The sequence below is a fragment of the Paraburkholderia rhynchosiae genome (genome assembly GCF_002879865.1).
GTDB classification, from domain to species: Bacteria; Pseudomonadota; Gammaproteobacteria; order Burkholderiales; family Burkholderiaceae; genus Paraburkholderia; species Paraburkholderia rhynchosiae.
Window position 1 is genome coordinate 60,813 of sequence record NZ_PNXY01000031.1, and the last position, 13,583, is coordinate 74,395.

Annotated in this window: 10 protein-coding genes and 2 pseudogenes; 4 read left to right on the top strand and 8 right to left on the bottom strand. The window is 60.6% G+C overall.

Annotation, left to right across the window (positions count from 1 at the left end):
• Nucleotides 1-18 precede the first annotated feature (18 nt).
• From C0Z16_RS30060 to C0Z16_RS30085, 6 genes are all read right to left on the bottom strand, one after another.
• A complete protein-coding gene (locus tag C0Z16_RS30060) occupies nt 19-678 on the bottom strand; it encodes a glutathione S-transferase family protein (RefSeq protein WP_102635687.1) in 660 nt (219 codons plus the stop codon).
• A 624-nt stretch (nt 679-1,302) separates the two neighbouring features.
• On the bottom strand, nt 1,303-2,310 hold the full coding sequence (gene lhpH / locus C0Z16_RS30065; RefSeq protein ID WP_102635688.1) for a trans-3-hydroxy-L-proline dehydratase: 1,008 nt from the start codon (nt 2,308-2,310) through the stop codon (nt 1,303-1,305).
• 113 nt (nt 2,311-2,423) lie between these two features.
• Nucleotides 2,424-3,683, bottom strand: a complete 1,260-nt coding sequence (locus C0Z16_RS30070; RefSeq protein ID WP_102635689.1) for a metal-dependent hydrolase family protein — start codon at nt 3,681-3,683, stop codon at nt 2,424-2,426.
• A 10-nt stretch (nt 3,684-3,693) separates the two neighbouring features.
• A complete protein-coding gene (locus C0Z16_RS30075; RefSeq protein WP_244201403.1) occupies nt 3,694-4,989 on the bottom strand; it encodes an MFS transporter in 1,296 nt (431 codons plus the stop codon).
• Between the two features lie 149 nt (nt 4,990-5,138).
• Nucleotides 5,139-6,107, bottom strand: a complete 969-nt coding sequence (locus C0Z16_RS30080; protein WP_244201404.1) for a LysR substrate-binding domain-containing protein — start codon at nt 6,105-6,107, stop codon at nt 5,139-5,141.
• Between the two features lie 119 nt (nt 6,108-6,226).
• Nucleotides 6,227-8,452: a beta-glucosidase gene (locus tag C0Z16_RS30085; RefSeq protein WP_102635691.1), complete on the bottom strand. Its 2,226-nt coding sequence runs from the start codon at nt 8,450-8,452 to the stop codon at nt 6,227-6,229.
• A 517-nt stretch (nt 8,453-8,969) separates the two neighbouring features.
• On the opposite strand from C0Z16_RS30085, the pseudogene C0Z16_RS30090 reads away from it, so the two are divergent.
• The 4 genes and pseudogenes from C0Z16_RS30090 to ppnP all read left to right on the top strand — a co-directional run.
• Nucleotides 8,970-9,212, top strand: a pseudogene (locus tag C0Z16_RS30090) (alpha/beta fold hydrolase); the annotation flags it as partial.
• A 156-nt stretch (nt 9,213-9,368) separates the two neighbouring features.
• The gene (locus tag C0Z16_RS30095) at nt 9,369-10,061 is read left to right on the top strand and encodes an NnrU family protein (RefSeq protein ID WP_102635692.1); all 693 of its coding nucleotides are present in this window, start codon (nt 9,369-9,371) and stop codon (nt 10,059-10,061) included.
• A gap of 43 nt (nt 10,062-10,104) precedes the next feature.
• Complete coding sequence (locus tag C0Z16_RS30100) at nt 10,105-10,824, top strand: hypothetical protein (RefSeq protein ID WP_102635693.1); 720 nt, start codon at nt 10,105-10,107, stop codon at nt 10,822-10,824.
• 164 nt (nt 10,825-10,988) lie between these two features.
• Nucleotides 10,989-11,309, top strand: a complete 321-nt coding sequence (gene ppnP, locus C0Z16_RS30105; RefSeq protein ID WP_102635694.1) for a pyrimidine/purine nucleoside phosphorylase — start codon at nt 10,989-10,991, stop codon at nt 11,307-11,309.
• Between the two features lie 82 nt (nt 11,310-11,391).
• On the opposite strand, the gene C0Z16_RS30110 is transcribed toward ppnP, so the two are convergent.
• Together C0Z16_RS30110 and sdhB are read right to left on the bottom strand one after the other, a co-directional pair.
• Entirely contained in the window at nt 11,392-12,828 is a 1,437-nt protein-coding gene (locus C0Z16_RS30110; protein WP_102635695.1) for a sialidase family protein, read from the bottom strand.
• A gap of 516 nt (nt 12,829-13,344) precedes the next feature.
• Nucleotides 13,345-13,583: pseudogene (gene sdhB, locus C0Z16_RS30115) on the bottom strand (succinate dehydrogenase iron-sulfur subunit); the annotation flags it as partial.

Genomic DNA, 13,583 nt, shown 5'->3' on the forward strand with positions numbered 1-13,583 from the left:
CAAGCGTTGCCGATAGGCTCATTGCTCCGGTCGTCCGGTTGAATTAGACCAGTCAGTGAGCCCTTCTCTTTGGTTGACGTCGATAAATGACGGCAACGCGCGCAGTCGTTCAATGTAGCCTGAAAGGTGCTGCCACGTGGTTGCCGGACGGCGCATGTTGCGAGACCAGCGCATCAGCGTTACCGCAAGCAGATCGACCGTGCTGAGTTTCCCGTGCACGAGGTAAGCACGGCCGTCGGCAAGATGGCTGTTCAATCGGTCCCACGCACTTTCGATTCGTCGCTGCGCGAGTGCTTTGACCGCGTCGGCATGAATTGCATCGCCGTCAATGCCTGCGTAGAACCAGTCACGCATGGCGGGTAGCAGCGTATTGGCGAGATAAATCATCAGTTCCAGCCACTCCGCACGATCGCGGGAAGCCGGTGAAGGTGCGAGGCCTGCAGCCGGATGCCGCTCTGCCAACAACATCAGCAATGCGGCTGACTCGTGACGAGGAACGCCGTCGACAATCAGAGTCGGAACCGTTCCTGTAGGGTTCATCTGCAGATATGCGGGCGTCCGTTGAGCACCGCTGTCGATATCCACAAGCTGTGTCTCGAAGTCGACTCCGAGTTCGATCAGCATCCAATGGACCGCCATGCTGGCAGCGCCCGGCGAATAAAACAGCGTATAGCTCATAAAAATTCCGGCTTATCAGTTCGATATTCACTGCGGATGAGGCTAAATCATAGAGCGCATTGTCGGCCATACGAGACGATCTGCGAAACAACGTCTCTGGACAAGGACTGAAGGTCGCTGCCGCAATCATGTTGAACGATAAGAGCCGGCGGGGCAGGGTGATCACCGGCGTTTCGCCCACCCGCGACGCCGGTCGCGCTCGAATCCGACGGTGTTCATCGACGAAACGTTTTTGGCGAAGCACTGGAAGCAAAAGTCCCGATCCCGAGCCTTGCGGCTTATCCATCGCCACATGGAATCTTTCTTGCTCGGCTCTCACGCATCTGAGGACGAACCAGTGGACGTCCGCTATGAGCAAGAAACCAGGGAGGGTGACGCAGATTCCGCCCCGAACGGAAAATCTAGCAGGCAGCCGGACAGTTGCTGGGTCTCGGTGCCCGTGTCGAAGTGTTGGAGGCGCACAAATTGTGCGAGCGGCTGCGAAGCCCCGCGCGACAGATTGCGACGCTCAAGGCGTAAGCGGCGGCGCCGGCCATGGAGCGGCGGACAGTATGATGAATTGACGGCCGCTTTGGGAAAAGAACCGACGGCTGAGCGTGTGCCGGAGTCTCTACTGCAACCGGTTCATCGAACGAGAAACCCGTAGGCTAGCGGATCGCGTGAGTCCACGATCCAGTTGGCAAAGCCGCATACGAAAGCGTTGCCTTGGACTTCCGGAATGACGGCCTTAAAGCCACCCACGGTCGTTTCGCTAAGAACACGTCCTTTGAATACAGTACCGATAACGGACTCGTTCACCAGCGTGTCGTCTTTCCCTAGCTCACCGCGCAAATAGAGTTGCGCAACACGGCCACCTGTTCCCGAGCCTGTGGGCGACCGGTCCACCTCGCGGTCTGCGAAGACGCAACAGTTGGCTTGCGTGGAGCCCGCGTGACGGGGAGCGCCCGCAATGATGGTCCCGTAAATGTGGTTGATTTCAGGGATATCCGGGTGTTCCACTGGAAATGCCTCGTTGGCGGCGGCCTTAACCTCCGCACCGAAACGGATGAGCTTTTCCACCGAGGACTCGCGCACTTCGAGACCGTGTGGCTGGCCGTCCGTGTAGAAGTAAAACGCACCGCCGAAGGCAATGTCGCCGGTGACCGGGCCGAATGACGGCGTCTGAACCGTGACGTCCTTTTTCCAGATGAAGGACGCAACATTCAGGAAGCGCACATTTCCCGCGTGTTCACCGTCCCACTGCACGAATGCTTCGATGAAGCCACACGGCGCATCGATGCCGACGCGTGTCTCCGGTATCTGGCGCTGCACCCAGCCCAATTCGACCGCTGCAGTCGACAGCGCGATGACACCATGCCCGCAGTGATCGCTGTAACCCTCGTTGTGCAGGAAGATGATGCCGAAATCCGCGTTCTGACTAACCGGTTCTGTCAGGTAACCACCGTACATATCCGCATGGCCACGAGGCTCGAACATCAGGGCTTTGCGGATTTCGTCGGCATTTTCCTTCAGCCATGCACGTCGCTTGACAATGGTGTCGCCAGGAATGCGCGGCAGACCGCTCGTAACGATGCGAAATGCCTCACCGCCGGTATGAACTTCAACAGTCGAGATGGTGCGTGTGATTTTCATGTTTTGCTTCAGTGTTGCTTGAGCGAAATGGGTGGCGAAGCGGGTGGCTAAGTTCGTTGACTTGCTGCTTCTGCTCGCCATGCGTGAACGGCAACGGCGATGCAGCGAACGATTCACTCCGCGACAGGTTCGAGCAGTCGGCCTGCTTCCTTCATGCACACGCCTGCCTTGATGACCACGGGAATATGTTCACCTTGTCCCAGCAGAAGCGCAATGTCCTCAACCGGGTCGCCGTCGACCACGATGAGGTCAGCCACGGCTCCGACAGCTATCGATCCCCGCACGCCTGCTTCCCCTGTGATTTCCGCCGCCACGCAGGTCGCCGAGCGAATCGCCTCGACGTTGCCGACGATCGCTGCCCGGACCGCGAACTCATCGGACTGGAAGGCGTGCAGTTCGCCCAGCATGTCCGAGCCGAATCCGACCTTGACGCCTTCGCGCGCCATCAGTGCAAGTGCCTGTCGGCCGACGGAGCGTGCCCCCTCGATCTTTGCTAGCGACTCAGCGGGGAAGCCAAGCGCGGGACCTTGTTCAATGAGACGGTCGAGAGTAGCGAGTGTGGGCACCACCGCTACGCCGCGTTCTGCTAGCAGGCGGGCAGTCTCTTCGTCGATGAGGTTGCCGTGCTCGATACATTTCACCCCGCACCTGACCGCGCGCCGGATAGCATGAGCGGTGTAGGCGTGCGCCATCACGTAAGTTCCGGCGGCCTCCGCTTCCTGAACCGCGGCACGGATTTCATCTTCCGAATACTGCGTGTTGGTGATGGGGTCGTTGGGCGAAGCCACGCCGCCCGAGGCCATGACCTTGATTTGCGAGGCCCCTTTAAGCAGTTCTTCGCGTACGGCGAGGCGCATTGCCTCGACACCGTCGACGACTCGCGCAATGGCTCCCTGACGGCCCAGACACCCGCAGGCGTCGTCGAGCTTGTCATTGCGCTGGCGGAAGTCGCCGTGCCCACCGGTCTGCGACAACGCCTTGCCCGAGGAGAGAATGCGCGGGCCCCAAAGCACGCCACTATTGACCGCCTCGCACATTCCAAAGTCAGCGCCACCTGCATCGCGAACCGTAGTGAACCCGCGGTTCAGCATGCCACGCAGGATGGGCAACGTTTTGAGCGCAGCCAGGAAGTTCGGCATCGCTGCATTGGCGCCCAGATTCGCATTCGACGCGACCACGTGGACATGCAGGTCGATGAAACCCGGCAGGACCGTACGCCCAGGAAGGCTCATCCTGCGGGCATCGACAAACGACGCCGGTATTTCTCCCAGTGCCGCGATCTTTCCGTCCGCGATGCAGACATTGATGTTCGTCTGACGTCTCTTTGCTGCAGGGTCGAAAACGTTGACCCCTTCGATTACCAACTTGCTCATGTGAATTTCCTCAAGACTGGCGCGGCGTCGTCAACAACATGCCGAGCAGGCTGACCGTTGCGGCGAACACGATGTAATAAGCCGCAGACTGGGCGTCACCGGTGCGTTGAGTGAGCCACGTGATGATGAAAGAGGCAAAACCACCGAAGATGGTCACTGCGCCGTTGTAGGCGAGCGACAATCCCGTCGTCCGGATGCGGCTCGGGAACAGTTCCGTAAAGAGAGCCAGGATCGGGCCGGTGTATGCGGCAATCAGCACCCCGAAAATCACCTGGAAGGTCAGGAGTGTCGCAAGGTCGGGCGATTTATTCAGGTGAGAAAAGAGCGGATAGCTGGCAAACAGAATGACGAGCGCGGCAACAGACAGGACGCGTCGCTTGCCGACCTTGTCCGACAGTGCCCCGAACACAGGTGCCATGACCATCAGCACCACACCGCTGACGACGCCCGAAGTGAAGCCTTCGCGCTGGGTCATGTGCAAATACTTCACGACGTAAGTCGGAATGTAGAACAGGATGACGTACGTGCAGACGGTCCAGAGTACAACCATCAGCAGGCTGGAGATGACCTGGCGCGGATACTCGCGAATGACGTCGCGCAGCGGCGTGCTCGCGTGGCGCTTCTCCGACACGAACTCAGGCGTTTCCTCGACTTTCAGCCGGATGTAGTACCCAACCGGGGCCACCAGCATGCCGATAAAAAACGGAATACGCCATCCCCACGCTGTAAGCGAATCAGCCGACATGCTCGACGTGATGAGCGTACCGGTAAGGCTGCCGATGACCACCGCGAAACCGACACTGGTCTGGATCCAGCTCGAATAGAAAGCACGACGGTCAGCCGGAGCATGCTCGGTCAGGAACGCGGTAGCACCGCCCATTTCACCGCCTGCGGACAGGCCCTGCAGCATTCGCGCGATAACGATCAGACACGGTGCGGCGATGCCTATCGATTCGTACGTAGGGGCGAAAGCGATAATGCCCGAGCCAAGCGCCATGATGAGCATGGCGAGCGATAGCGCCCGCTTGCGGCCCACCTTGTCGCCGTAGATGCCGAATGCGATGCCGCCGAGCGGTCGCATCACGAAGCCAACGCCGAAAGTGGCCAGCGATAGCAGCAGCGACGTTGTCTCGCTACCGGCGGGGAAAAATAACTTGCCGATGGTTGCCGCGAAGAACGCGTAGCCGGAAAAGTCGAACCACTCCAGACCGCTGCCGATGACAGTGGCGAGAATCGCCTTCCGGCGCGTCACCGTCCCTATGGGTGGCTCGCCCACCAGCATGCCGTTTGATGCACTCGTTGCCATATTGGCCTCTCTGAATTGTCGGTTAGCGGTGAGCGTTCGCGAGTCGTCACGCATTCAATGTAATTTTTGGCGTGACGGCGGCATAACGCTAAATTCGCAAACGCGCTTGCAAAAAACGCAATTGCATCCAGAGCCAGGCAACCGGGAGGTCAGGAAGCGAGTGTCTGAGTGATGACCCACTCGCGGAACCGGCGGGCAGCCGATGTTTCCGCGCGTTCCGATGGCCAGGTGACAAAGTATGAGCCGCCCATCGTGGCGCAAGAGTCCGATGCCCTGACGAGCGCGCCGTGCTCGAGGAGTGGGTCGATAACGCGGTTCCAACCGAGCGCGACGCCTTTGCCATGCGTCGCGAGTTGCACGATGAGCGGGTAGCTGTTGACGATGATGATCTGATTGAGCACTGGCCTTTCGAGACCTGCCTGTTCGAACCAGGTATGCCAGGACATCCAGCTGCGCTCCGCGTCCTCGAGCACAAGTAATGTGCAGGACAGCAGTTCCACGGGCTTCAGTTTGCGGCCATCGAGATATGCCGGTGAACAGACGGGAAACACCTCTTCGTCGAAAAGCTTCTGTGTGTGCGTTCCGGGAACCTTAGAATTGCGCAGATAGAAGATGCCCACGTCGTACTCGGCGGGCGAGATGGCTCCAAAGTGGTCCCGAACGATGATGCGGAGATCGACATCGGGATTCGCATCGATAAACGAGCCGATTCTCGGCGCGAGCCAGAATGCGGAGAGTCCGGCTGTGCAGGACACCGTGAGGCGAGACCTGACGACGCGAGCCATCAAACTCGACGTGGCGCTTGTGCAAAGCTCCAGCATGCGTCGTACATCCACTGCATAGGTTTCCCCTGCGGGCGTAAGCCTCAGCGTGTTGTGTTCGCGTACGAACAGCCGGCGCCCGAGGAATTCTTCCAGTTGAGATATCTGGCGGCTCACGGCGCTCGTGGACAGGTGCAATTCCTGTCCCGCGCGCGTAAAGCTCAGGTAACGGGCGCTAGCTTCGAATGCCTGCAGGCATGCGAGTGGAGGCAACGGAGAGAGAGCCATGGCGTGCGGCGCTATCCAGGTTCTGGTAGAGGAGCAGGATAGCCCAACCACATCGTTCGATGTGGTCATAGTTGTGCTCCGATAGGCATCTTCAGTGCCGCTGTCTGCGCTTGTCGAGTCGGGGGCGCCAATCGATGTTCGCGAAGGGCGGGAACACTCGCCCCTCGCGACGTATCGAAAGTATGTCGCTAACTCCCCTGCAACCGGATATCACGCGACGACGCCCCCACATACACAGTTCCACCAGGGACGTAGCGCCAGCCATTACGCGAGGTGTCCCATACACTTTGCATGCGCGGCGTGACCGTAATTCGCACGCGGCGCGATTCGCCGGGGTTCACGCCGACTTTTTCCCAACCGACCAGACGCCGCGGCGGTTCATCCCGGTACGGCACGCCCAGATAGACCTGCGGCACCTCCGCGCCTGCCATGCGGCCGTCGTTGCGCACAGTGAATGACACGTCGAGTGCGCCATCGGGACGATGCACGACCGAAAGCCCGGAGTACGTGAAATGCGTGTACGACAACCCGTACCCGAACTCGAACATCGGCGTGATGTTTCTCGCGTCGTACCACCGGTAGCCCATGTTCAACTTCTCCGCGTACACAGGGTCCGGTTCGAACGCGCCGCTTTGCCCCCACGTCGGAGAGTCCTGATCGCGCACGGGGAAGGTCACGGGCAGTTTGCCCGACGGATTGACTTTGCCGAACAGGACGTTCGCGATCGCCTTGCCGCCGCCTTCGCCCGGATACCAGGCTTCCACGATGGCTGCCACGCGATCCTTCCACGGCATCAACACGGGATTGCCGCTTTCGACGACGACGACCGTGCGGGGATTGGCGCGCGCCACCGCATCGACGAGCGCGTCCTGGTTCGACGGATTGGCGAGGCTCAGGCTTTGCAGATCGCCGAAGTCTTCGCCCGCCGGCTGCGCGACGAAGACTACAGCGACATCCGAGCGGCTCGCGAGCGCCACCGCCTGATCGATCTCCTGCTGCGTGTAGGTGCGAAATGGCGTCTGCTGATCGCTGTTGCCGGCGAAGCTGACCTGTGCCGACGGCGCGAGCGCCTGGATCGCCGCAACAATGGGCGTGCTTAGCTTCAGCCACGGATTGGACCACCAACTGCAGCCGCTCGACGTAGCAAACGTCAAGCCGCCGCAACCTGCGAATGAGCCCGTGACCGGATCGCGCGTATTGCCCGATCCGCCACCGGTGAGGACGGCCGCGTCCGCATGTCCGCCAATCACCGCAATCCGTGAGAGCGAGCCGGCGGAGAGCGGCAACTGATTGTTGTCGTTCTTCAGTAGAACAATCGACTGTTCGGCGACTGCCTGCGCGAACGCATTGGCACTCGCAAAGTCGATGGCGCCGCCGCCCTTCGGAGGGTCGTCCATCACGCCTGTTCGGATCATCACGTAGAGCTTGCGCCGCACCATGTCATCGAGGCGGGCGGTCGACACCGAGCCGCTCGCAATCGCCTGGCGGACCGCGTCCGGTGTCAGATAGACGGTCGAGCCGACATCCTCTTCCTCGTCGAGGCCGGCGTTGATCGCTTTCGCGGTGCTGTGCGTCGCGCCCCAATCGGACTGCACCTGCCCCTCGAAGCGCCATTCGTTTTTGAGCACATCGTTGAGCAGATGCGCGTTCTCGCACGCATAGTCGCCGTTCAGCCGGTTGTAGCTGCACATCACGCTGCCCGGCTGTGCGCGCTTTGCCGCAATCTCGAACGGCAATAGATAGAGTTCGCGCAATGTGCGCTCGTCGATCTGACTGTTGCCGCCCATCCGGTTATGTTCCTGCTCGTTGCCGGCGTAGTGCTTGATTGTCGCAATGACCTTCTGACGTTGCGTGCCGTCCGTGCGCTCGGCGAGCATTTCGCCGGCGAGCACCGGGTCCTCGCCAAGATATTCGAACAGCCGGCCGCCGCGCGGCTCGCGCGCGAGGTTAGTGCCGCCGCCCAATCCCATTCCGAATCCTTGGGCGCGCAGTTGTATTGCCACCTGTTTGCCGAAGTCGGACGAGAGGCGCCGATCCCATGTTGCCGCGAGCGCTATGGTTGCCGGAAAGGTCGTGCTTGCCTGCGATGTGCTGCCGGAGCCCGTAGCGGAGTCGACCATGTTCAGGTCGGGAATGCCAAGACGCGGCACACCTTGAATATAGCCGGCGCCTCCGCCGGGCACGCTGGACATTGCATATTCGGAATGAATGAACTGCAGCTTTTCGTCCAGCGTCATTTTGCCGACGAGCGACTCGGCGCGCCGATGCGCAGCTACCGATCCGAACGCGTTCATGACAGCGGAAGTGGGCGGGAAATCAAGCGCGAAATCAAACGGGGAAGCGGGAGCGCCTGCATGGGCAGAAACGCACACGGCCGCCGCGAATGCGACGACCGGCCATAGCTTTGTCTGCATGTTGCCTCTCCAAAATTCTGGTTTTGTGGGCGATGCGAGGAGGAGCGCCCTCGGTGTGTTCACCGTGGGGACGCGAAGCGGGCGATGCAGGGTGACTGCAAGGATACGTGCCCGCCTGAGAAGAATCAGACCAGTCTGATTGACCGTAGCGATTCTTCGCCAGAGCCACTGTAGGAATGTAGTTCGACTACAGCATCGGTAGTTCTACTGAGTCACTTTATTTTTATGCTGAATGATTTGCATGCGATGCGAGCAACACGTTTCGATCGATTTCAGAAAACCTGGAATAAACATCGAGGCCGGGTGTTTGCCCGCATGTAGACAGAATCAGAAGCATTGAGCCTGGGCCGGCCCGACAGGAAAGTTGAACGGAGCCCGCGTCCAGCCGCCCGCCTGGATCGTCATTCAGTTAGTAATGCGATATAAACCGGATCGATGCTTAAAGATAAAAATCGCAAACAGGCGGCTTTGTAGACGGGCGCGCTGCGCAACCATGCGTAGTCATGTTATGAACGGAGTCCTGACGGCGGCGAAGGTTTTCTCCGCGCCGATGACGGTCGCTGCCTGGACCACCAAGCCGAGTTGGGGCATCGTGGCGGCTGACGACAAAATCATCAATCCGGATCTCGAGCGCTTCTATTACCAGCGCGCGCATAGCCATACCACCGTACTGGCGGGTGCAACTCACTCGGTCTACGAATCCCGTCCGAAGGAAGTGGCCGCGGTGATCGAAGACGCAGCGAAGCACGCCCAGCAGTAATGCAAATCATTGGGGCATCCTGGGTTTCGTCGCTTTGCTTGATAATCCGGTATTGCTGTCAGCAGCCGATCAGACAAAGTTCCAATTGCCGGCCACGCGTCTTCGCAGATGAGGGCAACGCGGTCAGCCGACGCGATGACTCAGGGAGCCAATCCAATGGAAAGCACCAACGTAGTTGCGGCGGCGGCAGTCGCCTTTGTGGGCAGTCACTTTGTCTTGTCTCATCCGCTGCGCGGGCGTCTGGTTCGCGCAATCGGCGAAGCGGGCTTTCAGGGCGTCTATTCGCTGGTCGCGTTTCTGACGCTCGGCTGGCTGATCGTGGCTTACCGAAAGGCGCCCCTGACCGCACCGTTGTGGCCGGTAGGAGGCGGGCTCTGGGCGCTTGCGACCGTGATCATGCTGATCGCGTCGATCCTCCTGATGGGCTCGCTGATCCGCAACCCGGCGCTTCCCACCGCCGGCCGGCCTGGCTCGTTCCCGCAAGAGGCGCGCGGGGTGTTTGCGGTGACACGCCATCCGATGATGTGGTCGTTCGCGCTGTGGGGGCTATGTCACATCGCGGTGTTCCCGGTGGCCAGGAACATCGTAGTCGCGGCGGCGATCGTCGTGCTCGCGCTCGTCGGTGCCGCGTTGCAGGACCGGAAAAAGGAGCGGCTCGAGCCCGAACTCTGGCCCGCATGGGAGTCGAAGACGAGCTATCTGCCGTTTGCGGCAATCATCGCGGGCCGGGCGCGGATGGGCGGATTCGGCTTGCACGCGCTTCTTGGCGGCGTCGTTGTCTGGCTCGTCGCGACATGGGCCCATATTCCGCTCGCCGGTTGGGCCGCAGGAATCTGGCGCTGGCTTTAGCCGCAGCCCGCGTCGATCGCCCGGCATAGTTAGAATGCCCCACATGCTGACTTCCTACTTCTCGAATGGCGACGCCATCCGCAGTCGATGCGTGAGCAACATCGTGCTGTCCGGCACCGTCGACGTGCCTGTACCCTCTGCGCGTCTGCTTGCGGACTGGCAAAGGGAGACATCGTCGCGCATGGTTCTGGAGCCCGGCGACGTGGAAGTCATGCCTTTGGCGCGAGCGCGGGCGCGCTGGCCGGACTACACGCGCTGCGTGCAGGCAATGTCGGACTGGACGCGCTCGCTCGGCCTCGCTGACGTGCTTGCGTCCAGCGACGTCGCCCTCATGGCCTGCCGCGGCGCAAGGTATCACCATGACGCTGCGCAGTATGGCGGCGCGGCCTTTTGCAATCTGTTCCTGAGCGAGGACAGAGGGCTCGATGTGCATTTCCCCTCTACCGGCCATCGCATTCCGCTGACGCGGGGAACGGCTCTGATATTCGATACCGGCCAGCCTCACGGCGTAATTCAGCGCCACAGCAGCGGCTTCAATACGGCCGACTTCGCGCTGGATCGGGATGATGTCCAGATCTTCCTGACCTGGGAGCTTCCCATCGAACATGCCGATGTCGCGCGCGCACTCAAGGTTGTCTTTGACATAGACCCTTCGACCTCCTTGCAAGCGCATACAGAGGAGGTCCTGGTGAATGGCGAACGCGCCATCGTATGCCCGGATTCGGGCCGCTGGTGTCAGGTCGACGGATCGTCGGCGGCATAGCATGCAGACATTGCCCGACGCCGAGCGCCTGTATCATGGCGGGCTGGCGCCCGACCGGAGTCCCGTGCAGACGGTCGGCGCAGATCGCGCACCGTGTGCTGCCGCTACGCCGCCGCTACGCGGTGCCAACCCATCCATTCAAGATGACCCATAGGAAGACCGCCATGACGGCCGCAACGCAATTCGATCAGGTTTCCGTTATCAAACGGGCCAATGTCTATTTCGACGGCAAGTGTGTCTCGCACACTGTGCTCTTCGCCGACGGCACGCGCAAAACGCTGGGCGTGATTTTGCCCGGCACGCTCAACTTCGGCACCGACGCGCCGGAACTCATGGAAGTGCAGGCGGGCCAATGCCGTATCCGTCTGGAAGGCAGCGACGAGTGGAACACCTATGGCGCGGGCGAGTCATTCCCGGTGCCCGGCAAGAGCCGCTTCGACATCGAGGTCATCGAAACGCTCGACTACGTTTGCAGCTATCTGTAAAGACGGATGAGCGCGTGCCCGACCCGACCGCCCAGCAGTTCTCAGGGCGATCAGGTTGGGCGTACAGCCAGATTCCCGCCGACTACGGCGCGGCAAACACATCCGTACGATCGGTCGTATTACCGGAATTCGTTTGCACGAAGAACGGCACGAATGCCGTGCCCCTCGCATCCAGCCCCTGATAGTCGCCGATGAAAAAGCCCTCGGCGTTCGGCGCGGTCTTGAGGTCGAACGAGCCGGCCAGATGCACTTCACCGCCGAAGCTCTTTCCACCATTCGTCGACTTGGTTTGCCAATAGTCCGTCGGCAGCGTCGCCGTATTGTCAGCGGCGAGCGTCCGGAAGTCGTAGTACGTCACGGCAACCGTCCCCGCCGAATTGACGCGAACATTCGGATTGAACGCCGGTCGTCCCGAAGGCGTATTGACACGCACCGGCGCGCTCCATGTCCGGCCACCGTCCGTGGAAGTCGACAGCGCGATTTCATCGTACTGCCCGCCGTTGAAGCGCGAGTCCTGCCACACCACATACAACTGCCCCGTCGCGGGATCGATCGCGGGCTCGGGGATGATGTCGCCCGTGCGCACCGGCTCGCCCGTGTTGGGGTCCGTAACCGACACCGTCTGCAGACCGGCGATGATTTGCGGCTTGGTCCACGTGGCGCCGTCATCGGTCGACTTGATGAACGCCACCTTGCCCGCCGCTTTCGAGAACGGCGGAGTGATCAGATTGAAGAAGTCGTAAAGCGTGCCGTCCTGCGAATTGACGACGATCTGATTGCCGATGGTCTGCTGCCGCGACGGCACATTCACGATCACTGATGGCGAACTCCACGTGAGGCCGCCGTCGACGGTCTTTGAGAACATGGACGGGCCCCGGAACGCGGCCGTATGCAGGTTCGCGTAGGGATTGCCGTTCGGCAGTTCGAGCCGGTCCCATACCGCATAAGCAACGCCCGCCTTGATCGGATTGGCCGTCACAGACTCCTTGTCGTTGAAGAACTGCAGCGACGGTTCATTGTTCGCGATGATGACGTTCAGATTGCCCCATGTTTGGCCGCCGTCCTTCGAAACAGCGGCACCCACCGCGTTATTGTTGTTTGACTGGTTGAAGGAAATGGAGACGGAGTATGCGGTGCCATCCGGACCGATCGACACCCATGGGTCAGAGGCTCGCTCATACCCGAGTCCGTTCGCGCATGCGCTGAAAGGCAGAGGCGTTTGGCTCCACGTATGACCGCCATCGAAAGAAGAAGCAGCGACCAGACCGTGAGCGCCGCCGTTCGACCAGCGGTCCTGCTGCCACACGCCGATCAGATTCGAAGGATTGGCTGGATTCACGCCCAGCCACGGTTCGACCTCCGCGTTCACATAGATGGTGCCGGGTCCGCCAATGTTGCAGCTGGCAAACGGGCTCGGACCCGAGACCAGAACTGGCGCTGCCCAGCTTGTGGTGCTGGCCGTCAACGCGATGGCAAGTGGGATACCGATCAGAAGCACACGAGGCTTGTTGGGGGACATAGAAGACTCCTCCTCCATGGGCGGCCTCTGACTGGTGGATCGATAGCAGGCTGGCGATTTGCTAAGGGACGTGGGGAAAATCGCGCCTCGTAGTGTGCGGTCATAACGACGGCATCGGCGCTTGTTGTTCCTGCATTTTTACTCGCCAGACTCGCTACCACTTGAACCATTCGAGGCCGCGAGCGCTGGTGACCGCCAGCGCGTCGGCTACGACTTCGTTATCGCTGTCAGTGCAACCGGGCAGCATGAATACAATGGAATTTAGGTCGTACGAAAGGCCTCGGCGTAATTTTTTGTAACAGGTCGGCCAATTCGACTGCGGAAAGGTCGGCGCATGGGCCGAATTTATTAAGCGGCTGAAAAATCGCGGGAGGAGTTGTTTGGCCGATCGTTTGGCCGATCATTGTCGGCGGAGGTGAAACGACGGTATGTGCCGATGCTTCGGCGGCCATACGCGAAATGATGGCGCTGGAGTCTCAGAGCGAGACTCCAGGCAAAGGCGGGCCTACTGACTTGTCACACAGCGCGGCGAACCATCAATTCCTTGATCTTGCCAATCGCCTTTGTGGGGTTCAGCCCCTTCGGGCAGACGTCGACGCAGTTCATGATCGTGTGGCAGCGGAACAGACGGTACGGGTCTTCCAGGTTATCGAGCCGCTCGCCGGTCGCCTCGTCGCGGCTGTCCGCAATGAAACGGTAGGCCTGCAGCAGCCCCGCCGGACCGACGAACTTGTCCGGATTCCACCAGAAGCTCG

Coding starts and splice junctions, on each gene's coding strand:
- C0Z16_RS30110 (WP_102635695.1), bottom strand. CDS start 12,828: ATGTCCCCCAACAAGCCTCGTGTGCTTCTGATCGGTATCCCACTTGCC.
- C0Z16_RS30085 (WP_102635691.1), bottom strand. CDS start 8,452: ATGCAGACAAAGCTATGGCCGGTCGTCGCATTCGCGGCGGCCGTGTGC.
- C0Z16_RS30080 (WP_244201404.1), bottom strand. CDS start 6,107: ATGACCACATCGAACGATGTGGTTGGGCTATCCTGCTCCTCTACCAGA.
- C0Z16_RS30100 (WP_102635693.1), top strand. CDS start 10,105: ATGCTGACTTCCTACTTCTCGAATGGCGACGCCATCCGCAGTCGATGC.
- C0Z16_RS30075 (WP_244201403.1), bottom strand. CDS start 4,989: ATGGCAACGAGTGCATCAAACGGCATGCTGGTGGGCGAGCCACCCATA.
- C0Z16_RS30060 (WP_102635687.1), bottom strand. CDS start 678: ATGAGCTATACGCTGTTTTATTCGCCGGGCGCTGCCAGCATGGCGGTC.
- lhpH (WP_102635688.1), bottom strand. CDS start 2,310: ATGAAAATCACACGCACCATCTCGACTGTTGAAGTTCATACCGGCGGT.
- C0Z16_RS30095 (WP_102635692.1), top strand. CDS start 9,369: ATGGAAAGCACCAACGTAGTTGCGGCGGCGGCAGTCGCCTTTGTGGGC.
- C0Z16_RS30070 (WP_102635689.1), bottom strand. CDS start 3,683: ATGAGCAAGTTGGTAATCGAAGGGGTCAACGTTTTCGACCCTGCAGCA.
- ppnP (WP_102635694.1), top strand. CDS start 10,989: ATGACGGCCGCAACGCAATTCGATCAGGTTTCCGTTATCAAACGGGCC.